The sequence below is a fragment of the Mesorhizobium sp. C277A genome, from assembly GCF_040324395.1.
Taxonomy (GTDB): domain Bacteria; phylum Pseudomonadota; class Alphaproteobacteria; order Rhizobiales; family Rhizobiaceae; genus Mesorhizobium.
In genome coordinates, this window is record NZ_JAMYVW010000002.1 from 5,356,542 (window position 1) to 5,381,248 (window position 24,707).

Here is a 24,707-nt window from a genome sequence, read left to right on the forward strand (position 1 = left end):
TCTTAAGTTGTTAGAATTCCACCGCGGCAAAAGCGGTTTCCGCGTCCGCAGCAAGCCGGGCCTCGTTCAGCCCGGTAAACGCACCCTTCTCCCAGACGATGCGGCCGTTGATCATGGTCATGTCGGTGGGCATGCCGATGCCGACCTTGGCGATCAGGCTCGACGGATCGTGGCGCGTGCCGACATAATCCATGCGGCGCGTGTCGATCGCGAAGAGGTCGGCGGCCATGCCGGGCGACAGTCGGCCGATGTCATTGCGGCCCAGAAGCGCGGCCCCGCCCGTTGTCGCATAGCCGAGGAAATCGACCGGCGCAGGCACGGGATGAGCGCGCGTCGAGGCCGCCAGGCATTGCAGCATGTAGGCGGAATGGATGCAGTGCATGAGGTTGGAATTGTCGTTCGAGGCAGCACCGTCGCAGCCGAGACCGACGCGCAGGCCAAAGGCGGACATGGCGGGAATATCAGTCACCTCCGCACCCACCAGATAGACCGGCTCCGGGCAATGCGAGACACCGGTGCCGCTCGCCGCCATCAGCCGCAGTTCGTCATGCGTCAGCTCCCAGCAATGGGCATAGAAAGTGTCTCGGCCGGCAAATCCGAGGTCCTCGAGATAGTCCACCGTACGCATGCCGTGGCGGGCCTCGATGATCGGGCTTTCGCCCTCGCCGACATGGGTGTGCATCCGCAGGGAGCGACCACGACCTGACGCATGCTGAAGGGACTGGTGTCGTGATAAGTGTCGATGAGGCGTGCGCAGTCGGCGATGAATTCGTCCGTGGTCTCCAGCATCTCGTCTGGAATGGTCGAGCCTTCCGATTTTGGCAGCGTGTTGCCGCCGCGGCCCGCGTGGAAACGCATGCCGAGAAGGTCGGCCGCTTCGAACTGCCGGTCGATGAGCCGTTTTCCGGCATGGCGTGGAAAATTGTACTGGTGGTCGAAGGCCGTCGTGCAACCGTGCTTTATCATCTCTGCCATCGCCGTAATCGAGGCGTGGTAGAAACAATCCTCGTTGAGCCGGGAGAAGATCGGATAGATCCGGTCGAGCCATTCGATGACCGACAGCTTCGTCCAGTCGAGTTCGGCACGGTTGCGCACAAAGCACTGAAAGAAGTGATGGTGCGTGTTGACGAGGCCGGGATAGACGAACCAGCCGTCGGCATCCTGCACGATAGTACCGGCCGGCAACTCGCTTCTGTGCAGGCCTTCCCCGATTGCCTCGATCTGCGGGCCATTCGTCAGCACATCGACATTGCGCCGGACGATCGGACCCCTGCCCTCGTCGGTGATGACCGCTGCGCAATTCTTCAGGAGATAGCCGGTCACCTCACGCCTCGTCCAGCATGGGTCGCGGTTCGGGCTTCAACTCGTGCAGCCGGTGGATACCGGGCATCTCGATGAAATTGTCGAGGCTGCGGAGCGCTCGCGACCAGAGCCGGATCGTGGGATACGGATCGAGGGAAACGCCGCCGTCGGGCGCGAGCGCGACATAGGGAAAGCAAGCAATGTCGGCAATCGTCGGCCGGTCGGATGCGAGAAACCGATCGCCACGCATTTTTTGTTCGAAAAGGCCGGCTTCCAGCTCACGTAGTGCCGCTATGCCATTGGCCTGAAGCGCACCGATGTCACCGGGGCGCAGCAGCATCTCATGCAGGCGCGCGCCGCCGAGGTTGGCGGTCAGCCTGTGCGAGAAGGAAAGCCATTGCTGGATGCGCGCCGTCTCCTCGGGGGCGCCGCTGCCGAGCCAGGCCGGTGCTGCCTTCGCGGCGAGATAGCCAAGCATGGCGGAAGACTCGGTCAGGATCAGGTCGCCGTCTTCAAGGATCGGGATGGAGCCTCCCGGATTAAGAGCCATAAGCTCGGGGCCACGATGCTCGGCGCCGGGATGGAAGTCGACCGGGCGGATTTCGAGCTTCACACCTGACAGCGTCGCCATCAGGCGCACCTTGTAGCAACTTGGGGAGAGGACGTAGTCGTAAAGCCTCATTGTGCCACCAATTGCGCGCCGTAGGTATAATCGTGGCGCTTCAGCCAGCGGCGATAGGCGACCGAGGTCAGGTCGGCGCGCGTCGGGATTTCCATGCCGGGATCGAGCGGCAGAAGACGCGGGATCTGGTTTTCGAGGATCGAGCGGTCCTGCAGGAAAATCGTCTGCTGGAAATGGATGAGATCGGTCAGTGGTGTCTCGTCATCGAAAAGCGCCATCCATGGCCAGACGTCGCAGAGATCCTCGGCAAGCGGCTGGACGAATAGCGTAATGACATCCCATTCGCCCGGGCGCGGCGGGCAGGTCTTGTAGAGGACTGAGCAGGTCGGAGCCGGCACGCGGTACATGTATTCCGTCGTGATACCTCCGCTCGCGGATTTCGCCGCCTGCGGCTGGTAGAACTTCACCTGGGTCGCCCAGACCTCGTCCTCCTCCTCGCGTATCTCGACCTTGTAGTTTTCGACCTCGGTATGCGGCTCCGAGCCGAGGATGTCGGTATGGACGAAGGGGAAGTGTGCGATGTCGAGGAAGTTCTCGACGGCGCGGAGCGGCGAGCAGCGCACCCGCACCACGCCGACATCGACGAAGCGGCGCCCGGGCTGGTCTGCTTCGGGAATCGGGAAGACCGGTTTCTTCGGTTCGCCGAGCGACGACCAGATATGGCCATAGCGCACCGAAACCGGCAGCACGCGCCCGTTTTCGCCTGTCACTTTCGCCGCGCCATTGGCGTCGAGCGCAATCTTGATCGGCTCGCCCATCAGGGTGGTCTCGCGTCCTTCGCGGTCGAGCCGGCTGAAAAGCCCGACCGGATACCATTCGTCGCGCATCGCATCGTCGATCATGGCACAGCCCCTTTCGCCTCGATCCCTTCGGCCATGCGCCGAAGGCTCTCGGCGGCTCGCGAGGCGGCGATGCGCTCGGACGCATCGCAATCGGCTGGAACAAGGACGTGGATCAGCGTCTCGCCGGCTTCCTGCGGGATAGGCAGCAGGCGAATTGCCGGCGCGCCGGGCGCCTGCCAGACGTATCCTTCAACGGTGGCCTTCGTACCGGCAGCGACCGAGAGCGCCGAATGTCCGGCACGGGCCGTCAATGAACGGAGCGGGACGTAACCCTCAAAAAGGGGTGGCTTGCCATCAGGCTCTCCATCAGCGACCCAGATGATCCCGCCGGCCTCTTCGACCAACCGGGTCGCAACGCGAATCGTCTCCGGCGGCGTGAGGCTGGGATGGGCAGGAATGCGCAGGCACTGACCGGCCTGCGAATAGGTCCAGCCGTGATAGATGCAGGAGAGCGCCTCGCCGCGCACGAAGCCATGGGAGAGGCGCATGCCGCGATGCGGACAGCGATCCGCCGATGCCGCCAAGCGCCCCGATTGGCTTCGCCAGAGGGCAATGGGACCGGCGGGCGTCCGCGCCGGCATTACCTGTCCTGTTGGCAGATCCTGGGTAAGGGCGACCGGCACCCAGGTGTCCGTCTTGTCGGACAGCATGACCTTACTTTCCGTACTGATACTACTGTTTCCCGACCAGAGAGATGCCGGCGCAAGGAGTTGGCGAACCGCTCGATGCGGCTGACGTATGCATAATAATTTCGCAATTGCAATATTGGTTAAATTAAGTGCAAACCGAGGTAACCACACGCAAAGCTATATGTTTTTTTGCTCGACAGGCGCGCGGTCGATCGTCTCGACCCAGACCTCAATGGGCCCAAGCGAACATCCCATCTCCATCATGTCGATCAGCTCCGCCGCACCGGCAATATCGAGTTCGATGCGATCGGTGCTTGCATGAGCGATGTGGTGCGCGAGACCGAGCTTGGCCGCATGGCGCATGATCCAGGGCACGAAGGACGCGGGTTCGAGGTGGCCGCGAATGGTCATCCGCTCATGCAAGCGGTGTTGACTTTGCTTCATCACGAACGCGCGCCTTGGTGTCACGGTCAGCAGCATAGCGTCTGACTGAACGGGCGGAAGTGGTAATCGACGCGCCAATAACACCGAATATCGACTGATCGCCCGTCCCTAGACCCGGGCACTCATGCATGTCGCCCAGAAGTGCCGCGGTTGTGGGACAACGACATGCATTAAACGAAGACTTTAAAGCGCGTCGCATGAATCCGTTTCAGCGCGACGCGCTTTAGGGTTATCTGAGCTATTGTAATGCATCGGTAAGTTGGCGCACCCGACAGGATTCGAACCTGTGACCTCTGCCTTCGGAGGGCAGCGCTCTATCCAGCTGAGCTACGGGTGCCTTCAGGGAACCTGAAAACGAACCAGCCGATAGGCCGGCCAGCCACGGCTTCTTAGCGGAAGCCGGCGCGGGCTTCAACGGGCAATTGGCGTGGCGATATTTTCGAAGCCACGTCGCGCGGCTTGGCAACTTCGCGTCCGCCCTGCAGCCTCAGCCCGGGACTCACCCCGCCACCTCCACCTTCGCCACCCGCCTGCGCACCCTGCGCGGCGCCCGCTTCGCCTTCTTCGCGCCGGTCAGTTCGTGCATCGCATCCAGCTGCATCTGCTGCATTTCGGCCAGCCGCGTCCATTGGCGCGAGATCAGATAGTCGAGCTTTTCGTGCAAATGGCGCACTTCCAGCTCGGCTTTCAGGTTGACCCGGTAGTCGTTGAACGAGCGCAGGCGATCCTTGGCCTCCGTCCGTCTCTGGCTCATCATGATGATCGGCGCCTGGATGGCGGCGATGCAGGAGAGCAGCAGGTTGAGCAGGATGAAGGGGTAGGGGTCGAAGGCGCTGCTCACGCCCGCGATCAAATTGATGCCGATCCACACCGCAAGCACGCTGCCGAACGAGATCAGGAACCACCAGCTGCCGCCGAAAGCCGCCATGTTGTCGGAGACGCGGTCGGCGAACGAGCGGTGCTCCTCGAACTCCTCTTCCGAGTTTTCCGAAATCGTGTCCTGCCTGGCGATCGATTCGACCACCTGGCGGTCGAGTTCGGAGAATTCGCCATGCTCCTGCTGCAGCAACTCCTCCATGTAGCGCATGCGGTAGCGGCCGAGCTCTTCGCGGCTGATGCGGGCGCCGCGCGGCAGGTCGGGATGGTCGGAGCGGATGCGGTCGGCCAGGCTTGGCCGCAGGTCGTCGATGCGCACCAGGTCGCGCTTGCGGAATTTGCGGCCCGATATCGCCGATGGTTTCCGCTTCGGCTTCAGGCGGCCATGGGGTTCGGAGTCCGGCACATCGGGCGCTTCCAGCGCCTCGTCGGCCACCAGCTCGGCGTCGTGGTCGGTCGGCGCCTCGAAATACTCGCCGCCGCTGTCGTTTTCATTGTCGGCCTGTTCGGATGGGTTTGGGCTCATGATGCCGGCTCCTGCTGTCGCGCCCACGATACGCCAAGGCGAGGCGGCATAGCCACTGTGGCGGTGAAGATTGGGGGCTTGTGCAAGCGCTTGTGATGAATGCCTGCTGCAATTGCCTGTGGCGGCGCAGCCCCCGGGGCCTCGCTCGCCTGCTGCTCGGCAACCAGACCGCCGAAGTGCTGTTGCCGACGAAGGTCGCGCCTGCTGCAGAGTTAAGATGAGGCAGCGATCCTTCACGACCCCCCTCTGTCCTGCCGGACATCTCCCCCTCAAGGGGGGAGATCAGATGTCGCCATGGCTTCGCCAAACACGAAAAAGAGGCGAGACGCCGAAGCTGCTAATCTCCCCACTTGAGGGGGAGATGGCCGGCAGGCCAGAGGGGGGTGCTGTCCGCCGGCGTTTCAGAGTTCCTCCACCCAACGACGGGTTCTATTGCGGCGGTAAACCAGGCAACTGCGACCCCTGCGCCGGCAAACCAGGCGGCGGCAGGCCGGGCGATGCTGCCGGCTGGTCTCCCGCAAACATCAGCCGCGTCTTGGTATCGGCCAGCGTCGGCGAAAGACTGCGCTGGATCAGCGCTTCGACATGGTCGTTGCGCTGGCGTGCGCTGTCGGCGCCCATCACCACGACGATCAGATGCCGGCCGTCGGCATTGTAGGACGTGACGATATTGTAGCCGGATGCCCTGATATAGCCGGTCTTAATGCCGTCGACGCCGCGCACCCGGCCGAGCATGTCGTTGTGGCCGCGCACCAGCCGACCGCGGAACATGAAGTCGCTTTCGGAGAAATAGTGGAACTGCTGCGGGAAGCGGGCGCGCAGCGCCATCCCCAGCGTCGCCATGTCGCGCGCCGATGTGTGCTGGCCATCGTCGGGCAGGCCGGAGGCATTGCGGAAGACGGTGCTGCTCATGCCGATCTGGCGCGCCTTCGAGGTCATCATGGCGGCGAACTGGTCCTCCGAGCCGCCGAGATATTCGCCCACCGCCACCGCCACGTCATTGGCCGACTTGACCACGATCGCTCGGATCGCCGAATCGACATCGATGCTCTCGCCGCGCTTGAAGCGCAATTTGGTCGGCGGCTGCCGGGCGGCATTGTCGGAGACCGGGATCTGCGTTTCCTTCGAGACGCGGCCGGACTCCAGCGCCTCGAACAGCAGGTACAGCGTCATCATCTTGGTCAGCGACGCCGGATAGCGTTGCGCCCTCGAACTGACTTCGAACAGCGTCTTGCCACTGCCGGCATCGATTACGATGGCGGCATATTTCTCCTGCGGCGCCGGCACCGCCAGCACGCTGTCGGGCGGTGCGGTGGTGCTGCAGCCGGCCACGAAGACGAGCAGCAGGAGGGCTGCGAGAAATTTTTGGACGAGGGAGGGGAAATGGAAGTTTGGCAAGGCAAGTCCGGCGTTGCTGAGAGGGCCGGAACCTAGCCTAACCCATTGTGTTCGTCCATTTGGTTAACGGCGGAGCTGCCGATGACGCTGCCAATCTCCCCCGCAAGGGGGGAGATCAGATGTCGCTTCGGCTTCGCCAATCATCGGCGCTGAAACGGCAACCTCGACATCCGCCCACCCGCCCGAAATCGCCTGCTTCCTGTCCTGTTTTGCCTGCGGGGTCGCGGTGCTGCTATAGAGGCGGCAATTGCTTGGGGGACTTGACAATGACCGGTGACATCGGCGCGGCTGCGCCATCTCTTATCAGGGCTTCGCTCAGCCGCACCGGCAAATGGGCCGGCAGCGTCGCTTTCATCGGCGGCGCTGCTTCCGACATCCTCAATCCGCTGGCGCCATTCGCCGCCTATATCGCGCTGGTCGCTTCGGTTGCCGCCGCCATCATCGCCATTGCCATCGTTCTGCGGCTGGTGCTGGCCGCCAAGGCGCTGCCGGCGCTGATCTTTGCCACCAGCGCTGCCGCCGTCGCCGGCGGCGTCTATGGCCTGCAGCAGCAGACCAATTCGCAGAACGGTGTGATCGCCGGCCTGGTGCCGGCCATCGCCCAGTTGCAGCAGCAGATGGGCATCGTCTCGGCCAGGGTGGCCAGGATCGAGCAAACGGTAACCGAGACGAAGCTGGCGGTCGACCAGGTCAAGCAATCGACCGACGCGGTGGCGAAGAAGACCGAGGAAATTGCGTCGACCCAGCAGCAGCAGGCTGAGCAGGGCGCGCAGACGCAAAAGTCGGTAGAGGCGGTCAAGCAGACGACCGAAACGCTCGCTGCCGGCCAGCAGAAACAGGCCGAGCAGGCGGATAAGCTTCAGGCGACCACCGAGCAGATCGCCGCCTCGATCGACACCATCGCCAAGGGCTTTGCCGCATTGGCCGCGCAGGGCGGGACGATCGCCGAGCCGAAGCGGCCGGACGAATTCTATCACAATGCCCGCGTCTACGAGCTTTCCGGCGACATGCTGAATGCGCGGCGCTCCTATCTCGCTTTCGCCGGTTTCGACGTCGACGCCGTCGATCCCTACACACGCTTCGCCACCCTGCTGCGCGTGCAGGACGGCAAGGCCGGCGCCCGCGAAGTGTTCGGCGCCCTGGCCGACAAGGCCAAGGCGCTGTCGATCAAGCTGGTCCATATCCTGCAGTTCGACGATGCCCAACGTCTCGACAAGCTCAACGCCTTCATCGCGGCCAATCCGGATTTCGCACCGGCCTATTACCTGCTCGCGCAGGAGTTTTCCGAGGATCGCCTCGGCGTCCAGTCGCTGTCCGACAAGCGCAGCGAGGCCGAGGCGCTGACCAGGTTCGTCTCCTATGAAAAGGAAGGCAGGCTGCTCAAATATTTCATCGACCAGACGCAGCTCGCCGACTGGCTCGATCGCAGCCGCAGCCGGTTGACCGCGCTTGGCGACGTGCTCGACCCAGCGCGCTTTGCCCCGACGCTGACGCCGATGCGCTCCAATGCCGGCTGGACGATCTCCATCTCGCTGCCCGAGGCCGCGACCGGCATTTCCTGGCGCATGGGTGTGTCAGGTCCGTTCACCGACACCGGGCTGATGGCGATGAACGACCAGCGCACCGGCAAGCCGATGCCCAATCCGAGCTTCGAATTGCCCGACAGCACCACGGCCACCACCATCGGGGTCAAATATCTCGATCTCAGGGGCCGCGAGACCGGGCCGTTCGACATAAGTTTCGATCCGGACGCGGCGCTGCAACAGGGCAACAAACAGATCCTCGACCAGTTCTGGACGTCGTGGATCGCCTTCGACGCCAGCGGCAATCACGGCCTGGTCTATTTCTCCCAGATGCTGTCATTCCGCTGCGGCATCAAGGAGGTGCGCTACAGCCTGAACGGCACGGCGCTCGACAAGGAGATCAAGCTGCCGCCTTGCGACAAGAAGGACCCCTACGCCATTCCTTATGACTACCAGCCTTACTTCAGGGTCGCCGACAACGTGACATCGATGGCGGTGCAGGTCACCTACACCGACGGCACCAAGTCGCCGGTCCGGGAGTACAAACGGCAGTAGGCGTCCACCCTCCCCCTTGTGGGGAGGGTCGATCCGCGTAGCGGATCGGGGTGGGGGGTCCTCGTAGGGCGCTACCCCCACCCCGTCGAACGATCTCCGCTTCGCGTCGAGCGCTCGCCGACCCTCCCCACAAGGGGGAGGGTAAAAATCGCCCTGATGCAAAATGCCGGTCGCTGTGCTTGCGCATCCCTCGCCGAGCGGGTTTGTTCGCTGCCATCAGAATCAGCAGGTGCGCGGATGGATACGGTCACGATCAAGGCAAAGGGCATTTCGGTCACGCTCGATCTCACTGTCGGCCATATCGCCGACATGACAGTCGACAGCGATGGCCGCCAGCTGAAGCCGCTGCACCGCGCGCCCTGGATCGATGCCGGCGAGACGCTGCCGCCGGATCTGCCTCAAGGCACGGTGCGGCTGTCTGGCGATTTCCTATGCGCACCGTTTTCGGCCAGCGACATCGAGGCCGCACCGCTGCATGGCTGGCCGGCCAACAGCGCCTGGGATGTCACCGCCAGCGAAGCGACATCCGACGGCTGGCGGGCCGTCTTCCGGTTGCGCCGCACGGTGATGGGCGCGACGGTCGACAAGATCTTCACGCTCCGCAACTGTCATCCCTTTCTCTATCAGGAGCATGTCTTTTCCGGCGGTTCCGGCGCGGTCTCCGCCGCCCACCATCCGATGGCGGCGATGCGCGATGGCGGCCGGCTGGCCTTCTCGCCGAAGCGCTTTGCCGGGACACTGGACGCACCGCTGGAGCCCGATCCGGCCCGCGGTCGCTTCAAGCTTTCCTATCCCGCCCGCTCGACCGATCTGACGCGCTTTCCAGCCACTGGCGGCGGCACGCTCGATCTCACCGACTACCGCATGGAGGATGAGCGCGAGGATTTCATCACCCTGGTCGAAGCCGATCATGACGGTCCGGGCTGGACGGCGCTGGCGCGCCGGGCCGAACAGGATCTGGTGCTGGTGCTGAAGAACCCGGCGGAGCTTCCGGTCACCATGCTGTGGTTCAGCAATGGCGGCCGCGACTACGCGCCGTGGAGCAGCCGCCATCGCGGCGTGCTCGGCATCGAGGACGGCCGCGCCGCCATCGGCCATGCCGCATCGATCGACGACAATTGGCTGAAGCGCGAAGGGGTCGCGACCGCTTTTACCCTCGGCGGCGAAGTCTCCTTCCGCCATGTCATCGGCACGCTGCCGCTGACGAGCGGCGAGCCGCCGCGCGATATCGGGACAGCCTCAGGTCACATGCGTCTCACCGGAGCCGATGGTTCGACCCGCGATGTCAGGTTCGACAGCGATTTCCTGCGGATCGGCCAGCCCGGCTGATTTTCGAACGCTGGCCCTGCCCCTCACCTGCCTGCCGGCATCCTCGACACACGGCACATGGAGCTTGTCCGCCGCACCGCCGCGCCAACCAATCTGCTTGGCGCTGCGGCGGACGCATAGGGGGAGAAGTGTTACCCATCTATCGGCTGCACACCGGCAGGGCGACGAGGGGCAGCGCTGACGTGGCGGATGTCGTGAGATTGCCCAAATCGCGGTTTGAAATTTCCTCAAACTGCCGACAAGATGCAAAGCATAACTGGAAGCGCCCAATGTCCGAAATCGCCCATCTCGCCGCCACCATCTTCAAGCGCGCTGGCAAGGCGAAACGCTTCATCGTCGCCATTGCCGGCCCGCCCGGCGCCGGCAAGTCGACGCTCTCGGCCGGCCTGCATGATCTGTTGCCGGAGGGCGCGGCTGAAGTCGTGCCGATGGACGGCTTCCACTATGATGACATCGTGCTCGACCAGCGCGGCCTGCGGTCAAGAAAGGGCGCGCCGGAGACTTTCGACTTCGCCGGCTTCGAGACGCTGTTGAAGCGCATCCGTTCGGGCGAGCCAGACATCGCCATTCCGGTGTTCGACCGCAGCATGGAATTGTCGCGCGCCGCCGCCTCCATCGTTGCCGCCGAGACCAAGTTCATCCTGGTCGAAGGCAATTACCTCCTGCTGGACGAGGAGCCGTGGTCGCGGCTGGCGCCGCTGTTCGACTTCACCATCTTTGTCGATGTGCCGCGTGCCGAACTCGAGCGCCGCCTTCTGGTGCGCTGGCACGAGCATGGCCGCTCCGACGAAGACGCCCGCGCTTGGATCGCTTCCAACGACATGCCCAACATCGATCGCGTGCTCGGCCGTCGCAGGTCCGCCGACCTGGTTGTTGGCGATCCCGCATAGTTCGCTGGACTTCGGAACGGGAACCTTAAGACTTTCAGGTCGTTATCTCTCATCGGCAATCGTGCCGCCGTGAGGGAACCGTCAGATGGCAACCAAGGCAAAAACACCCGCCAAGAGCAAGACCGCTCAACCCAAAGCCAGGCAGGCAAAGGCCACGCAGGCGAAGGCAGGCGCCGGCCCGGCGATCGCCGAGCGGTCCAAGGACGCAAAGCCGGCTTTCGGCAAAGCGGCGCCAAAGAAGGTAGAACCGGTGGCGACGGCAAAGGTGACGGCGAAAACCGCCAAACCCAAGAAGCCGGCAAGCAGCGGCTCGGTGGCCGGCGGCGCGATGCGCACCGTCAAGGCGACCGCCAATGTCGCCGCTGGTGCGGTGGCGGCGACAGCCAGGGGCGCTGCGTCGCTCGCTGCGTCCGTCATCGGCAAGGGCGGCTCGAAAAGCAAGGCCAAGGCGAAATAGACCCGGCTGCTTCGGCTGGCCGAGGTCAATTCCTGGCGGGAATGGTCAGGCCGCGCTGCACCGCGGGCCGCGCCAGCCCGCGCTCCAGCCATGCCGCGACGGTGGGGAAGTCGTCGAAGCCGACGAGTTCGCGCGCCTCGTAGAAGCCGATCAGATTGCGCACCCAGCCCAGCATCGAAATGTCGGCGATGGTATAGTCGTCGTCCATGATCCAGGTTCGACCCTTCAGCCGCGTCTCCAGCACCCCGATCAGCCGCCGCGATTCATTGCGGTAGCGATCCAGCGGCCGCTTGTCGGCGATCTCGCGTCCGGCGAATTTGTTGAAAAACCCGACCTGTCCGAAAATCGGCCCGATCGCCGCCATCTGGAAGAACACCCATTGGATGGTCTCGTAGCGCCGCGCCGGATCGGCAGGGATCAGCTTGCCGGTCTTGTCGGTGAGGTAGAGCAGGATGGCGCCGGATTCGAACAGGCCGAATGGCCTGCCGCCCGGCCCGTCGGGGTCGATGATCGCGGGTATCTTGCCGTTCGGGTTCAGCGACAGGAATTCCGGCGTCCAGCTCTGGTCCTTGCCGATATCCACCAGATGCGCCTCGTAGGGGAGGCCGAGTTCTTCCAGCGCGATCGAGACTTTCACCCCATTCGGCGTCGTCGCGGAATAGAGCTGCAGGCGGTCGGGGTGGCTGGCCGGCCAGCGCTTGGTGATCGGAAAGGCGGACAGGTCGGTCATCGAAAGCTCCGGTCGGGAATTTGGCGCGGTATCGCGCCGTCTGGCGAGTTGCGAAGGATTATCCTCGGCTTCTTTGCCGATCAACCGGTCGAAGGTGCACACACCGTCTTCGCAGTCATTCAGGGCCAGTCGCTCAGGCCAGTCGCTTGCCGTCAGACCGCCTTGAACGCCACCACGGCATTGGTGCCGCCGAAGGCAAAACCGTTGCTGATCGCCGCGCGCACCTTGCGCTCGCGCGCCACATTCGGCGTGATGTCGAGATCGCAGTCGGGGTCGGCCTGCCGGAAATTGGCCGTCGGCGGCACGATGCCTTCGCGGATCGCCATCACGCAGGCGATCATTTCCAGGCCGCCCGAGGCGCCGAGGCAATGGGCATGCATCGACTTGGTCGACGACACCGACAGCTTATAGGCATGGTCGCCGAAGACGCGCTTGATTGCCGCCGTCTCGATCTGGTCGTTGGCCTTGGTGCCGGTGCCGTGGGCGTTGAGATAGTCGACGTCCTCGGGATTGAGCCCGGCGTCCGCCAGGCAGGCGCGCATCGCCGCCGTCGGTCCCTCGACAGTCGGCGCGACGATATCGGAAGCGTCGGCGGAAAGGCCGGCTCCGGCAAATTCGGCCAGAATGGTCGCGCCGCGCGCCATGGCGTGTTCATAGGTTTCCAGCACCGCCATTCCAGCACCTTCGCCGAGCGACAGGCCCTGGCGATCGGCTGAGAACGGCCGGCAGGTATCGGGCGCCAGCACCCGCAGGGCTTCCCAGCCTTTCAGGATGCCCCAGAGCAGCGGCGCGTCGGTGCCGCCGGCGACCATGACATCGGCGCGGCCGAGCCGGATCTGGTCGACCGCCGAGGCAAAGGCGTGATTGGACGAGGAGCAGGCCGAAGTGACGCCGAACACCGGCCCGCGCAGGCCGAGATTCATACTGACATGGCCGGACGCCGCACTCGGCATCACTTTTGGCACGGTGAAGATGCCGGCCCGGTTCTTGCCGTCGACCAGGATGGCGCGGTAGTTCTCCTCGATCGCCTCCCAGCCGCAGACGCCGACGCCGACAACCGCGCCCATCCGGTAGGTGGTTGCTTCATTCGATGTCAGGCCGGCATGCTGCATGGCTTCGCGCGCGGCAATCGTCGCCAAAAGGCTGAAGCGGTCCATCGACACGGTCTGCTTGTGGCTGATGCCATGGTCGGGCAGCGTCTTGATTTCGCAGCCGACCTTGACCTTCAGATCATGCAAACCGGGATTGCTGATTTGACCGATGGCCGATCGGCCGGCCCGCATTTCGTTCCAGATTGCAGGCGCATTGGCGCCGAGCCCGCATATGCCGCCGATGCCGGTAATGACGACGCGCTTTTGCATTCAGCTCAGGCTTTTTTCGCAATCAGCGCGCGAACAGCCTCAACCATATCGCCGACATTCTTGAGATTGCTCCAGGCATCGACCGTGTTCATCTCGATCTCGATGCCGTACTGCTCCTCGAGATCGAAGATGATCTCGGTCAGTTCCAGGGAATGGATGCCAAGCGCGGTCAATTCCGTATTGGTGGTGATCTCTTCGCCACCGGGCTCCGCATGTGCCCTGATCTTGGCGATGATTTCCGTTGCCAGCTCGTCAGCCATTCGATTCCTTCCCCAATTTTATAACGTCGCGGTGCCGATTGGTTGGCGCCCCTGTTGCCTGGACTGAAATCGCCGTCGCCTTCAAAAACCCGCCAGGCGCAGCATGACCGTTCCAAAGAGGCTCCCTCTATAGAAACGGAAACGCTGTCAAGCAACAAGCTATATCAACAAGCACCATATCGACAAAGCGCCGGGAGTGCTTAACGTTAGCGCCGTGGATACGTTGCAGCATGTCTTGATCCCAGCTCTTCCGGCCCAGCGCGCGGCCGGGGCGGCCCGGCTTGCGTGCGGCGTCAGGGATGGACGCACCCGGCTTTTGCGCCTCTATCAGGACGGCTCGGCCAAAATCCGCATGCCGGCCGTTGCGGCCGATCCGCTCGAAGCCGTGCTCATCAACACCGCCGGCGGTCTGACCGGCGGCGATCGGCTCGGCTGGGAAATCGATGTCGGGCCAGGTGCCTCCGCCTCGATAACCACCCAGGCCTGCGAAAAGATCTATCGTGCCGCTAGCGACCGCGCCGAAGTTCGGGTGAAGCTCAGCGTCGGCGCGGGCGGGCGTATCGCCTGGCTGCCCCAGGAAACCATCGTCTTCGACCGCTCGGCCTTTGCCCGCACGCTCGAGGTCGAGCTTGCCGCAGGCGCCGAGGCATTGCTGCTTGAAGCCACCATATTCGGCCGCCTCGCCATGGGCGAAGAGGCCGCGCACGGCCATTTCCACGACCGTTGGCGTGTCCGCCAGGATGGTGCGCTCGTTCATGCCGAGGATTTCCGCATCGGGCCGGCTATCGCGGCGGCACTTGGCCGCCCGGCGGTCGCCGGCGGCGCCATTGCCGCTGCGACGCTGCTGATGGTCTCGCCGCAGGCCGAAGCCTTGCTCGATCCGGCCCGCGACATCGTCGGCGCCGACGGCGATGCCAGCGCCTGGAGCGTCAAAAAATCTGGCAAGCTTCTTGCGAGGCTGTTTGCCGAGGACGGCTATCAGCTGCGCAAGCGGCTGGTTCCGCTCGTCGAACTGCTCAACGGGCGGGCGGGTCTGCCCAAATTATGGTCACTCTGAGCCAAATACAGGCCAAATCCAGGAAAGCGCATGAACCTGACGCCGCGTGAAAAGGACAAGCTGCTCATCGCCATGGCGGCGATCGTGGCGCGCAAGCGGCTGGAACGCGGCGTCAAGCTCAATCACCCCGAAGCGATCGCGCTGATCACCGATTTCGTCGTCGAGGGCGCCCGCGACGGCCGCCCGGTCGCCGAACTGATGGAGGCCGGCGCCCATGTCATCACCCGCGCGCAGGTGATGGAAGGCATCGCCGAGATGATCCACGACGTGCAGGTCGAGGCGACCTTTCCCGACGGCACCAAGCTGGTGACCGTTCACGAACCGATCAGGTGAGGAGAAAACGATGCTGGAGCTGCGACCGAATTGCGAATGCTGCGACAAGGACCTGCCGCCGGAAGCGGCGGACGCGCTGATCTGCACCTTTGAATGCACCTTCTGCGCTGACTGCGCTGAACATGTGCTGGGCGGCGTCTGCCCGAACTGCGGCGGCAATTTTTCCGCACGCCCGATCCGCCCAGTGGAGAAACTGGTGAAATATCCGGCCTCGACCCAACGCGTGCTCAAGGCCGAGGGCTGCGGCCCGCGCAAGGCTGCGTGATTGTTTTCGTGACTTCGAAGGGAAGACCGATGATCTCTGCTTCAACCAAACGCACCACGCTTGCAGCGATCCTGCTGCTGGCGGCGGCGATGCCCGCCTATGCCCATGTCGGCATCGGCACGACCTCGTCCTTCGCGGCGGGCTTCGCGCATCCGCTGTCCGGCCTCGACCATATGACCGTCATGGTAGCCGTCGGCCTGTGGGCGGCGCTCAAGGGCGGCAAGGCAATCCGGGCCTGGCCGCTGGCCTTTGTCGGCGTCATGCTGGTCGGCGGCGCGCTCGGCATGCTCCACGTGCCGGTGCCTTTCGTCGAACCGGGCATCCTTGCCTCCGTCGTCGCGCTTGGCTTGCTGGTGGCGTTGGCGGTCGATCTGCCGGTCTCGGCCGGAGTCGCCATCATCGGCCTGTTCGCGCTGTTCCATGGCCATGCCCACGGCACCGAAGTGCCGGAAAATGCCGGTGGACTTGACTATATGGCCGGCTTTGCCGTTGCCACCGCACTTCTCCATGCCATGGGCATCGCTGCCGGCCTTGGCCTCGGCATGCGCTTTCGCGGGCTTGCCCGCGCCGCTGGCGCCGCTTGTGCTGCAGTCGGCGGCGGCCTGGTCTTCGGCGTTTTGTGAGGCTAACGATGATTCCCGGCGAAATCATCACCGCAAGCGGCGACATCGAGCTCAACAAGGGGCTGCCGACGGTGACGCTGAAGGTCGCCAACAGCGGCGACCGGCCGATCCAGGTCGGCAGCCACTACCATTTCTTCGAGACCAATGAGGGGTTGAAATTCGACCGCGACAAAGCGCGCGGCATGCGTCTGGACATTGCCGCCGGCACCGCGATGCGCTTCGAACCGGGACAAGAGCGGGACGTCACGCTGGTGCCGTTCGGAGGAAAACGCGAGGTCTACGGTTTTCAGCAGAAGATCATGGGCAGGCTGTGAGATCGACGGGGTCGAGCGCCCTGAGGTCAGTTCGACGGCCTGGCCGCCGCGTAGATGACGATTCTTGCCGAGCCGTCGAATTCCACCGCAAGGACGTCTTCCGTAAGCACGCGCCGCGAATCGATGGCGTTGAACAGCAAGGCGTTGGCGTCGATCTCCTTGCGCAGTTCCGCAATGTCGTCCTGATGCTGTTCGACCTTGCTCTCGACGGCCGGCGGCGGGCCGCCTTCGCTGCGCGCCGCGTCGGTGAGGAAGACGATATCCACAGTATCGAGCTTGGACGTCTTGCGCACGGCGCCGATGTTCTCACGCGTCCGCTCGATCGCGGTGATGATCTTGTTGGTCTGTGGTTCCGTCCGCGCCTCCTCCTGCCGGACATCGGAGCCGACGATCCTGTTGACGGTGTCGGCCCGGTTGACGGCGTCAGCGCTTTCAAGACCTTGCGCGGCTTGTGGGCCGAAAGCTGCGAGAAATGCGCAGGCAGCAAGGCTCTGGAGCCATCTGGTGTCGGCAAAGACAGGCATTGCTCGCTCCTGGTGGACTTTTCTGTGCAACGCCGTTCGGCGCCAAAGGGACGAAACGCCTCCTGTCGGGCGAAGGTTCCCTGTGGGCTGGCGGGCCGGGTGCCGGCCCGCCAAGCGCTTCTTTCAGCTTGCCTTCTTGGTGACAAGGGTCAGCGCGCCATCGGTGGTCATGCTGGCGGCGACCACCTGTGCCGAGGTGAGCCCCTTGGCTTCGAGCGCCGACTTGATCTGCGGCGTCGCGTCGATCGAAGAGCGCAGTTTCTGCAGCCCGGCATCGCCACGCTGGGCGATCACCTGATTGACCTGCGTCTGGGTGGCTTTGGGCAATTCGCTGATATCGACGATGTTGACCTTCTGGATCGCCGGCGCCGCCGGCTGAGCGCTGGGCGCTGCCGGCTTCGGTTGCGGCGTGGGCTGCTGCTGGGCGCCGGCTACGGTTGCGGAGGCCAGCGTGGCGGCGGCTGCAAGAACGATGATTTTGCGCATGTATTTTCCTTTCATCGATTTGGCCAAGGGTTTGGCAAACGGGCGGTTTGGGGTGGCACGGCCACCTCAACGGCCAAATGGGATCAGAAGGTGTCGCCGGGCGGGTCATTGCATGACCATTGGATGGCGACGATGTGGAGTTCGGCTGCGGCCGGCCTCTCGTTTGGGGAGCATTGACTGATGGCTAGAATTACCCGCGCCGCCTACGCGCAGATGTATGGCGCGACGGTCGGCGACAGAGTGCGCTTGGCCGACACCGAGCTGTTTATCGAGGTCGAAAAGGACCTCACCGTCCATGGCGAGGAGGTGAAATTCGGCGGCGGCAAGGTCATCCGCGACGGCATGGGCCAGAGCCAGGTGTCGCGCGCCGGCGGCGCGGTCGACACGGTCATCACCAACGCGCTGGTGGTCGATGCCACGGCCGGCATCTTCAAGGCCGACATCGGTCTCAGGGACGGCCGCATCGCGGCGATCGGCAAGGCCGGCAATCCCGACACGCAGGACGGCGTCACCATCGTCATCGGCCCCGGTACAGAGATCATCGCGGGCGAGGGCAAGATCCTGACCGCCGGCGGCTTCGACGCGCACATCCACTTCATCTGCCCGCAGCAGATCGACGAAGCGCTGATGTCGGGCATCACCACCATGCTCGGCGGCGGCACCGGCCCGGCGCATGGCACGCTGGCCACCACCTGCACGCCTGGACCCTGGCACATGGCGCGCATGATCCAGTCCTTCGACGCTTTCCCGATGAACATCGGCCTGTCCGGCAAGGGCAACGCCTCGCTGCCGGCAGCGCTGGAGGAAATGGTGCTGGGCGGCGCCTGCTCGCTGAAGCTGCACGAGGACTGGGGCACGACGCCGGCGGCCATCGACTGCTGCCTGTCGGTTGCCGACGATTACGACGTGCAGGTGATGATCCACACCGATACGCTGAACGAATCCGGCTTTGTCGAGAACACCGTCGCCGCCATCAAGGGCCGCACCATCCACGCCTTCCACACCGAGGGTGCCGGCGGCGGCCATGCGCCCGATATCATCAAGGTCTGCGGCTTGCCCAACGTCATTCCGTCTTCGACCAACCCGACCCGGCCCTACACCGTCAACACGCCGGCCGAGCATCTCGACATGCTGATGGTCTGCCACCATCTGTCGCCGTCGATCCCTGAAGACATCGCCTTTGCCGAAAGCCGCATCCGCAAGGAGACCATCGCGGCGGAAGACATTCTGCACGATATCGGCGCCTTCTCGATCATCTCGTCGGACTCGCAGGCCATGGGCCGTGTCGGCGAGGTGGCGATCCGCACCTGGCAGACCGCCGACAAGATGAAGCGCCAGCGCGGGTCATTGCCGCAGGAGACCGGCAACAACGACAATTTCCGCGTCCGCCGCTACATCGCCAAATACACCATCAACCCGGCCATCGCGCATGGCCTGTCCAGGGACATCGGTTCGATCGCGGTCGGCAAGCGCGCCGATCTGGTGCTGTGGAACCCAGCCTTCTTCGGCGTCAAACCGGACATGGTGCTGATCGGCGGCATGATAGCCGCAGCCCCGATGGGCGACCCAAACGCCTCTATCCCGACACCGCAGCCGATGCACTACCGCCCGATGTTCGGCGCCTATGGCAAGGCCAGGACCAACTCGTCGGTGACGTTCGTTTCCAAGGCGGCTCTGGACTCAGGCCTGCATGGCCGGCTCGGCGTCGACAAGCAGTTCGTGGCCGTGGAAAACACCCGTGGCGGCATCGGCAAGCATTCGATGGTGCTCAACGACGCTACGCCGCATGTCGAAGTCGACCCGGAGACTTACGAGGTGCGCGCCGATGGCGAGCTACTGACCTGCGAGCCGGCAAGCGTGCTACCGATGGCGCAGCGGTATTTCCTGTTTTGAGGCGAGGGGCGATTTGATCGACCCGGCAAATTCCGTTGCGACCCGGTCGGTCCCACCGCAATATGCGGCTCAAAGAACCGCGTAGCAGGTCATGGTCACCGAAATAGCCTCCGCCCACGACATCTTCCCGCATATCCGCATCGTCATGGGCATGGTGATCGGACTTGGCGTCGCTCGCCTGCTGTCGGGGGTGGCGCGAATCGTCCAGCATCCCGGCCAGTACAGGCTCTATCCCGTGCACCTCGGCTGGGTCGCCTCCATGCTGTTGCTGCTGGTGCATTTCTGGTGGTGGGAGTTCGGCCTCTACACCATAGAGGTCTGGACTTTCGGCAAGTACCTGTTCCTGATCTTCTACGCCATCACGCTGTTCCTGCTGTGCGCGCTGCTGTTTCCGGATTCGATGCTCGACTACACCAGCTACGAGGATTTCTTCTATTCACGCCGTGGCTGGTTCTTCGGCCTGCTGGCGACGACCTATCTGCTCGACGTCGTCGACACGCTGCTGAAGGGTCCCGAGCATTTCGCCCGCTACGGCAATGAATATCTGTTCCGAACGCCGGTTTTCGTGGTGTTGTGCATCGCCGCCATACTGGTGCGTGACCGCCGCTTCCACATCGCATTCGTCGCCGGCACGCTGATCTATCAGATATCGTTCATCCTGCGGCTCTTCGACACCATCGTCTGAACAGTGGCTATGGTTTAGGGTCGCAGGAAAGAGGGTTCAACCATGTACAAGGCCATCGGATCGCGTGGATCCCGCGTCAGCCGCGTTCTGTGGATGCTCGAGGAACTCGGGCAGCCCTATGAATTCGTCGAGGTCAAATTGCGTTCGCCCGAAGCCTATGCGCTCAACCCGTCGGGCAAGGTGCCGATCCTGATCGATGGCGAACTGACGGTGACTGATTCGGCGGCAATCTGCGTCTATCTCGCCGACAAGCACGCCGACAAAGGCATGGGCGCCAATCCAGGTGTGGCCGGACGCGCCGAAATGGATTCCTGGATGCATTTTGCCCAGTCCGAGTTCGAAGCGCCGCTGTGGAACAAGCTGCGCCACCGCTTCCTGTTGCCGAAGGACGTGCGGGTCGATGTCGGCCCCGCCGCCGCCTACGATTTCGCCTCGGAGGCCAAGGCGCTCGACGGCCGGCTGGGGGATCGGGAGTTTGCGCTGGGCGACCGGTTTTCCGCCGTCGACGTGCTGTTGGGCGACATGGGCGGCTGGGCCCGCGCCGGAAAATTTCCGATCGAATCCGAGCGCGTCAACGCGTATTTCGACCGCGTCCTGGCGCGGCCTGCCCGTGCGAGAGCCCAGGCTAACGGTGGAGCCATGCGATGAAACTCAACCTGAACACCGACTTCACCAAGTTCCCCCGGGCCGTCTCGGTGGTGCCTGCCGGCACTGCCGGAACTACGCCGCCATCCGGCCGTGCCGTCCTGCCCCATGACGAGCGTCATTTGCGCCGCCGCGCCATTGAGCTTGCCGACGGCAGCAAGGTGCTGGTCGATCTGCCCGAGCCCGTGACCTTGAACGATGGCGACCGGCTGGTGCTGGAGGATGGCGGCCAGGTCGAGATCACCGCGGCACCCGAAGAGGTCTATGATATCCGCGCCCGCGATGCGGTGCATCTGACGGAGCTTGCCTGGCATATCGGCAACCGCCATCTGGCGGCAGCGATCGAGCCCGGCCGCATCCTGATCCTGCGCGACCATGTCATCAAGGCTATGCTGGAAGGGCTGGGCGCCACGGTCCGCGAAGTCTCCGAACCGTTCAAGCCGGTGCGCGGCGCCTATTCCGCCCAAGGTGCGCATGGTCACGATCATGGCCATGCGCATGCGCACGCCGAAGCGCATTCCCATGATGGACGTTCCCACGCACACAGCGAGTCGCATTCGCACAGCCATTCCCATGACGGGCACCATCACGATCATGACTGACCAGCCATCCGGCATCGCTTTGCTGCGGCTCATGGCGTGGCTGTCGCCGGCCTTTCCGGTCGGCGGCTTTGCCTACAGCCATGGCCTCGAACGCGCCGGGCAAGACGGGCTGGTTGCCGATACCGCCAGCCTCGCCTTCTGGCTGGAGACGCTGGTCGAGATGGGCTCGGGCTGGAACGACGCCGTGCTCTTCACGGAAGCCTGGCGCCGCGCCCGCGACGGCGGCGATCTCCATGAAATTGCCGATCTCGCCGAAGCGCTGGCCGGCTCGCGTGAGCGTCACACCGAAACCATGCTGCAAGGCGCCGCCTTCCTGAAAGCGGCAGCGGCTTGGGCGAATCCGGTGTTGGGCCGCCTGCCGGCCGAATGCGCCTACTGTGTCGCCGTCGGCGCCGTTGCCGGCGGCAACGGCATCGCGCTTCAGGACGCGATGTCGGCCTTCCTGCAGGCCTTCTTCTCCAACCTCGTCCAGGCGGCGATCCGACTCGGAATCGTCGGCCAGACGGACGCTATGGCCTTGCTCGCCGGCTTCGAGCCGTTGGCGCTGTCGACGGCCGCGCGCGCCGCCGGCTCGACATTGGACGATCTCGGCGGCTGCGCCTTCATCTCCGACATCATGGCGATGAAGCACGAGACGCAGTATTCCAGGCTGTTCCGCTCATGATCGTCCTCGCCTTCGCCCTCTCGGCCGTCCTGCTGCTGATCACCGCGCTGCATGTCTATTGGGGCCTTGGCGGCATCTGGCCGGGCAGGGACGGCGTCTCCTGCGCCCACGCCGTCGTCGGCTTTCGCGGCGTCGACGAGATGCCGACGCCGTTTGCCTGTCTCGCCGTTGCCGCGTGCCTGTGCCTCGCAACCCTGTGGCCGCTGGCGCTGACCGGGGTCTTCGCCACCCCCTTTCCAAGGGAAGGCCTTGCCGCCACAGCGCTGCTCATAGGGCTGGTCTTCCTCGGCCGCGGCATTGCCGGCTTCACGCCGTGGTGGCGCCGTCTGGCGCCGGAACAGCCTTTTGCGCGGCTCGATGTCAGCTTCTATTCGCCGCTCTGCCTGTTGATCGGGCTCAGCTTCGCCATCCTCGCCATCACGGAGTTTTCGGCATGACGGATTTTTCGCTATGACTCAGGCCAACGGTCCCCTGCGTATCGGCATCGGCGGTCCCGTCGGCTCCGGCAAGACGACGCTCACCGAGAAGCTCTGCAAGGCGCTGCGCGACGATTTCTCCATCGCCGTCGTCACCAACGACATCTACACCAAGGAAGACGCCATGATGCTGGCCCGCCTGCAGGCGCTGCCTGAGGACCGCATCGTCGGCGTGGAGACCGGCGGCTGCCCGCACACCGCCATCCGTGAGGACGCCTCGATCAATTTGCAGGCGATCGCCGGACTGAACAGGAAATTCCCCGACCTCGACATCGTCTTCATCGAATCCGGCGGCGACAATCTTGCCGCCACCTTCTCGCCCGACCTCGCCGACCTGACCCTCTATGTCATCTCGGTCTGCCAGGGCGAGGAAATCCCCAGGAAGGGCGGGCCGGCGATCACCCGTTCCGATTTCCTGGTCATCAACAAGAGCGATCTGGCGCCCTATGTGAACGTCAACCTCGATGTCATGGAGAGCGATGCCGCCCGCATGCGCGGCAAGCGCCCGTTCGGTTTCACCGACCTGTCGCGCGGCAAGGGCCTGCAGGAAGTCATCGACTTCATCGTCGAACATGGCGGGCTGCAGTCGGCCCGCTCGGCGGCGTAATGCATGTCGCCCAAAAGTGCGTAGCGGTTTTGGGACAACGGACAATGCGAAGACAGCCTGCCCCAGCAGTTTGCGGTTGCTGGCCACGGCCGAGCGCGGCATTCTCTTAAAAACGGAGGTTTTCGGATGAGCATCGCCCGCCTGCAAAAGGAAACGCTGACCAACCTGCCCTATTATGAGGAGCGCGTCGACCTTGCCGCCGCCTTCCGCTGGACGGCGCGGCTCAACATGCATGAGGCGGTGGCCAACCACTTCTCGCTGTCGGTCAACGAGGACGGCAGCAAATTCCTGATGAACCCCAACCAGGTGCATTTCTCGCGCATCAAGGCGAGCGACCTTTTGCTGATCGACGCCAACGATCCCGAGACGCTGACCAGTCCCAACGCCCCTGACCCTACCGCCTGGGGCCTGCACGGCGCCATTCACCGCAACGTGCCGCATGCGCGCTGCACCATGCATGTGCATTCCATTCATGCCACCGTGCTTGCATCGCTGGCCGACTCGACCCTGCCGCCGATCGATCAGAACTCGGCCATGTTCTTCAACCGCCACGTCGTCGACGCCCATTATGGCGGGCTGGCCTTCGAGGAAGAGGGCGAGCGCTGCTCGCAACTGCTCACCGACCCTAAGGTCAAGGTGATGGTGATGGGCAATCACGGCGTCATGGTCATCGGCGACACCGTCGCCGACGCCTTCAACCGCATGTTCTATTTCGAACGCGCCGCCGAGACCTACATCAAGGCGCTGTGGACCGGCCGTCCGCTGCGCACGCTGTCCGACGCCATTGCCGAAAAGGCCGCCAGCGAAATGGACGACTATCCCGGCCAGGCGGAGCGTCACCTCGCCGAGCTGAAGGCGATCCTCGACGACGAAGAGCCGGTGTACCGCAGCTGAATGAGTTCACCCTTCTCCCCGTTCACGGGGAGAAGGTCCCGCCAGGGGGATGAGGGGCAGCGCCGACGTTCATAGGCTCACTCAGAGTCCCAACTGAGCCCGCAACTCTTCCGCACTGTTGATCACGACAGCGCCCTTCGGTCCTGCCATCGGCGCTTCCGGCCAGAAGATCGTCCGCATCCCCGCGGCCAGGCCTGATGTGGCGCCGGTAACGCTGTCGTCGACGGCCACCGCGTCTGAAGGATCGACGCCGGCCAGCCATGCGGCGCGCAGGAACGGTTCGGGATGCGGCTTGCCTTCGCGCACGTCGTTTCGGCTGATCGTGCGCATGCCGGGATAGATCAGGCCGACGGCGCTCAGATTTGCATCGACGATCACCCGGTCGGAATTGGACACCACCGCCTGCTGCACGCCGAGCGCGCGCAATTCGTTGAACACTTCGATCGCGCCGGGGCGCGGCTTCAGCGTCTCGGCCATCGGCATGTAGTGATCGTATTTGCGCACGATCCAGTCGTCGAAGGGCAGGTCGAGGCCGAACTCGCTGCGCAGCATCTCGTAGACCGGTGCGGCGGCGACGCCCAGCACCCGCTCATGCAGGTCGGCCGGCGGCGTGATACCGACGCTGCGCAGCGCCGCCACCAAGGCCGCCTCATGCAGCGGCTCGCTGTCGACCAGCGTGCCGTCCATATCCCAGAAAACCGCTTTCGGCGTCATGCGAGGCTCCTTTGCCGATCCCCTTAAAGCGTTTGTATCAGGAGATAAACCGCCGAGCCCGTCCGCTGGCGATTTTCGCTTGGTTGGTTGCCGCGCGGCGGCCGGATCGAAGCAGCAAGCA

General features: G+C 64.1%; 29 protein-coding genes, 1 tRNA gene and 1 pseudogene. 17 read left to right on the forward strand and 14 right to left on the reverse strand.

Features of this window, described 5'->3' with window-relative positions; all coding sequences use genetic code 11:
• Nucleotides 1-10: 10 nt before the first annotated feature.
• From NKK52_RS26500 to NKK52_RS26535, 8 genes and pseudogenes are all read right to left on the reverse strand, one after another.
• Nucleotides 11-1,323 (reverse strand): annotated as a pseudogene (locus NKK52_RS26500) (amidohydrolase).
• Nucleotide 1,324: 1 nt separating this feature from the next.
• A complete protein-coding gene (locus tag NKK52_RS26505; protein ID WP_023683611.1) occupies nucleotides 1,325-1,984 on the reverse strand; it encodes a glutathione S-transferase family protein in 660 nt (219 codons plus the stop codon).
• Nucleotides 1,981-2,826: an aromatic ring-hydroxylating oxygenase subunit alpha gene (locus tag NKK52_RS26510; RefSeq protein WP_023683610.1), complete on the reverse strand. Its 846-nt coding sequence runs from the start codon at nucleotides 2,824-2,826 to the stop codon at nucleotides 1,981-1,983. Before NKK52_RS26510 ends, NKK52_RS26505 begins: the two co-directional genes overlap by 4 nt.
• Nucleotides 2,823-3,476 carry a Rieske 2Fe-2S domain-containing protein gene (locus NKK52_RS26515; protein ID WP_023683609.1) on the reverse strand — a complete coding sequence of 218 codons (654 nt, stop codon included), beginning with the start codon at nucleotides 3,474-3,476 and terminating at the stop codon, nucleotides 2,823-2,825. The genes NKK52_RS26510 and NKK52_RS26515 overlap by 4 nt, the downstream gene beginning before the upstream one ends.
• A gap of 156 nt (nucleotides 3,477-3,632) precedes the next feature.
• Nucleotides 3,633-3,899, reverse strand: a complete 267-nt coding sequence (locus NKK52_RS26520; protein WP_023671216.1) for an acylphosphatase — start codon at nucleotides 3,897-3,899, stop codon at nucleotides 3,633-3,635.
• A 260-nt stretch (nucleotides 3,900-4,159) separates the two neighbouring features.
• A tRNA-Arg gene (locus NKK52_RS26525) sits at nucleotides 4,160-4,236 on the reverse strand.
• A 162-nt stretch (nucleotides 4,237-4,398) separates the two neighbouring features.
• On the reverse strand, nucleotides 4,399-5,301 hold the full coding sequence (locus tag NKK52_RS26530) for a DUF1003 domain-containing protein (protein ID WP_023752512.1): 903 nt from the start codon (nucleotides 5,299-5,301) through the stop codon (nucleotides 4,399-4,401).
• A 429-nt stretch (nucleotides 5,302-5,730) separates the two neighbouring features.
• Nucleotides 5,731-6,699 carry a D-alanyl-D-alanine carboxypeptidase family protein gene (locus tag NKK52_RS26535; protein WP_023683608.1) on the reverse strand — a complete coding sequence of 323 codons (969 nt, stop codon included), beginning with the start codon at nucleotides 6,697-6,699 and terminating at the stop codon, nucleotides 5,731-5,733.
• A gap of 266 nt (nucleotides 6,700-6,965) precedes the next feature.
• On the opposite strand from NKK52_RS26535, the gene NKK52_RS26540 reads away from it, so the two are divergent.
• The 4 genes from NKK52_RS26540 (at nucleotide 6,966) to NKK52_RS26555 (ending at nucleotide 11,453) form a co-directional block, all read left to right on the forward strand.
• Nucleotides 6,966-8,777, forward strand: coding sequence for a methyl-accepting chemotaxis protein (locus NKK52_RS26540; protein ID WP_023683607.1), 1,812 nt, complete (start codon nucleotides 6,966-6,968; stop codon nucleotides 8,775-8,777).
• 237 nt (nucleotides 8,778-9,014) lie between these two features.
• Entirely contained in the window at nucleotides 9,015-10,106 is a 1,092-nt protein-coding gene (locus tag NKK52_RS26545) for a hypothetical protein (protein WP_023683606.1), read from the forward strand.
• Nucleotides 10,107-10,375: 269 nt separating this feature from the next.
• Nucleotides 10,376-10,996, forward strand: a complete 621-nt coding sequence (locus tag NKK52_RS26550; protein ID WP_023671222.1) for a nucleoside triphosphate hydrolase — start codon at nucleotides 10,376-10,378, stop codon at nucleotides 10,994-10,996.
• A gap of 85 nt (nucleotides 10,997-11,081) precedes the next feature.
• Nucleotides 11,082-11,453, forward strand: coding sequence for a hypothetical protein (locus NKK52_RS26555; RefSeq protein ID WP_023683605.1), 372 nt, complete (start codon nucleotides 11,082-11,084; stop codon nucleotides 11,451-11,453).
• 25 nt (nucleotides 11,454-11,478) lie between these two features.
• Here NKK52_RS26555 and NKK52_RS26560 read toward each other — a convergent pair whose 3' ends face one another.
• From NKK52_RS26560 to NKK52_RS26570, 3 genes are all read right to left on the reverse strand, one after another.
• Nucleotides 11,479-12,183: a glutathione S-transferase family protein gene (locus NKK52_RS26560; RefSeq protein WP_023671224.1), complete on the reverse strand. Its 705-nt coding sequence runs from the start codon at nucleotides 12,181-12,183 to the stop codon at nucleotides 11,479-11,481.
• A gap of 152 nt (nucleotides 12,184-12,335) precedes the next feature.
• On the reverse strand, nucleotides 12,336-13,544 hold the full coding sequence (locus NKK52_RS26565) for a beta-ketoacyl-[acyl-carrier-protein] synthase family protein (RefSeq protein WP_023683604.1): 1,209 nt from the start codon (nucleotides 13,542-13,544) through the stop codon (nucleotides 12,336-12,338).
• A 5-nt stretch (nucleotides 13,545-13,549) separates the two neighbouring features.
• On the reverse strand, nucleotides 13,550-13,804 hold the full coding sequence (locus NKK52_RS26570) for an acyl carrier protein (protein ID WP_023671226.1): 255 nt from the start codon (nucleotides 13,802-13,804) through the stop codon (nucleotides 13,550-13,552).
• Between the two features lie 235 nt (nucleotides 13,805-14,039).
• On the opposite strand from NKK52_RS26570, the gene NKK52_RS26575 reads away from it, so the two are divergent.
• Genes NKK52_RS26575 through NKK52_RS26595 form a run of 5 tightly spaced genes read left to right on the forward strand, consistent with a single transcriptional unit; the run spans nucleotide 14,040 to nucleotide 16,396 of the window.
• A complete protein-coding gene (locus tag NKK52_RS26575) occupies nucleotides 14,040-14,861 on the forward strand; it encodes an urease accessory protein UreD (RefSeq protein WP_081726189.1) in 822 nt (273 codons plus the stop codon).
• Nucleotides 14,862-14,891: 30 nt separating this feature from the next.
• Entirely contained in the window at nucleotides 14,892-15,194 is a 303-nt protein-coding gene (locus NKK52_RS26580; RefSeq protein ID WP_023671228.1) for an urease subunit gamma, read from the forward strand.
• A gap of 10 nt (nucleotides 15,195-15,204) precedes the next feature.
• The gene (locus NKK52_RS26585) at nucleotides 15,205-15,459 is read left to right on the forward strand and encodes a DUF1272 domain-containing protein (protein ID WP_023671229.1); all 255 of its coding nucleotides are present in this window, start codon (nucleotides 15,205-15,207) and stop codon (nucleotides 15,457-15,459) included.
• A 29-nt stretch (nucleotides 15,460-15,488) separates the two neighbouring features.
• Nucleotides 15,489-16,082: a HupE/UreJ family protein gene (locus NKK52_RS26590; RefSeq protein WP_023683603.1), complete on the forward strand. Its 594-nt coding sequence runs from the start codon at nucleotides 15,489-15,491 to the stop codon at nucleotides 16,080-16,082.
• 8 nt (nucleotides 16,083-16,090) lie between these two features.
• Nucleotides 16,091-16,396: an urease subunit beta gene (locus NKK52_RS26595; protein WP_023671231.1), complete on the forward strand. Its 306-nt coding sequence runs from the start codon at nucleotides 16,091-16,093 to the stop codon at nucleotides 16,394-16,396.
• A 26-nt stretch (nucleotides 16,397-16,422) separates the two neighbouring features.
• On the opposite strand, the gene NKK52_RS26600 is transcribed toward NKK52_RS26595, so the two are convergent.
• Together NKK52_RS26600 and NKK52_RS26605 are read right to left on the reverse strand one after the other, a co-directional pair.
• Nucleotides 16,423-16,920, reverse strand: a complete 498-nt coding sequence (locus NKK52_RS26600; protein ID WP_023671232.1) for a hypothetical protein — start codon at nucleotides 16,918-16,920, stop codon at nucleotides 16,423-16,425.
• A 123-nt stretch (nucleotides 16,921-17,043) separates the two neighbouring features.
• Nucleotides 17,044-17,406 carry a hypothetical protein gene (locus NKK52_RS26605; RefSeq protein WP_023671233.1) on the reverse strand — a complete coding sequence of 121 codons (363 nt, stop codon included), beginning with the start codon at nucleotides 17,404-17,406 and terminating at the stop codon, nucleotides 17,044-17,046.
• A gap of 180 nt (nucleotides 17,407-17,586) precedes the next feature.
• Between NKK52_RS26605 and ureC the strand changes: the two genes are divergently transcribed.
• The 8 genes from ureC to NKK52_RS26645 all read left to right on the forward strand — a co-directional run bounded on the left by ureC (nucleotide 17,587) and on the right by NKK52_RS26645 (nucleotide 23,872).
• Nucleotides 17,587-19,299 (forward strand): urease subunit alpha, encoded by a 1,713-nt coding sequence (gene ureC, locus NKK52_RS26610; protein WP_031204061.1) that lies wholly within the window; start codon nucleotides 17,587-17,589, stop codon nucleotides 19,297-19,299.
• 91 nt (nucleotides 19,300-19,390) lie between these two features.
• Complete coding sequence (locus NKK52_RS26615; RefSeq protein ID WP_023683601.1) at nucleotides 19,391-19,984, forward strand: hypothetical protein; 594 nt, start codon at nucleotides 19,391-19,393, stop codon at nucleotides 19,982-19,984.
• A 42-nt stretch (nucleotides 19,985-20,026) separates the two neighbouring features.
• Nucleotides 20,027-20,632, forward strand: a complete 606-nt coding sequence (locus NKK52_RS26620) for a glutathione S-transferase family protein (protein ID WP_023683600.1) — start codon at nucleotides 20,027-20,029, stop codon at nucleotides 20,630-20,632.
• Nucleotides 20,629-21,231, forward strand: a complete 603-nt coding sequence (ureE, locus tag NKK52_RS26625; RefSeq protein ID WP_023683599.1) for an urease accessory protein UreE — start codon at nucleotides 20,629-20,631, stop codon at nucleotides 21,229-21,231. The genes NKK52_RS26620 and ureE overlap by 4 nt, the downstream gene beginning before the upstream one ends.
• The gene (locus NKK52_RS26630; protein ID WP_023683598.1) at nucleotides 21,224-21,895 is read left to right on the forward strand and encodes an urease accessory protein UreF; all 672 of its coding nucleotides are present in this window, start codon (nucleotides 21,224-21,226) and stop codon (nucleotides 21,893-21,895) included. Before ureE ends, NKK52_RS26630 begins: the two co-directional genes overlap by 8 nt.
• Nucleotides 21,892-22,332 (forward strand): DUF3995 domain-containing protein, encoded by a 441-nt coding sequence (locus NKK52_RS26635; RefSeq protein ID WP_023683597.1) that lies wholly within the window; start codon nucleotides 21,892-21,894, stop codon nucleotides 22,330-22,332. Before NKK52_RS26630 ends, NKK52_RS26635 begins: the two co-directional genes overlap by 4 nt.
• A gap of 13 nt (nucleotides 22,333-22,345) precedes the next feature.
• A complete protein-coding gene (gene ureG, locus NKK52_RS26640) occupies nucleotides 22,346-22,978 on the forward strand; it encodes an urease accessory protein UreG (protein ID WP_023671240.1) in 633 nt (210 codons plus the stop codon).
• A gap of 126 nt (nucleotides 22,979-23,104) precedes the next feature.
• Nucleotides 23,105-23,872, forward strand: a complete 768-nt coding sequence (locus NKK52_RS26645; protein WP_023683596.1) for a class II aldolase and adducin N-terminal domain-containing protein — start codon at nucleotides 23,105-23,107, stop codon at nucleotides 23,870-23,872.
• Between the two features lie 81 nt (nucleotides 23,873-23,953).
• Here NKK52_RS26645 and NKK52_RS26650 read toward each other — a convergent pair whose 3' ends face one another.
• A complete protein-coding gene (locus NKK52_RS26650) occupies nucleotides 23,954-24,586 on the reverse strand; it encodes an HAD family hydrolase (RefSeq protein ID WP_023671242.1) in 633 nt (210 codons plus the stop codon).
• Nucleotides 24,587-24,707 lie beyond the last annotated feature (121 nt).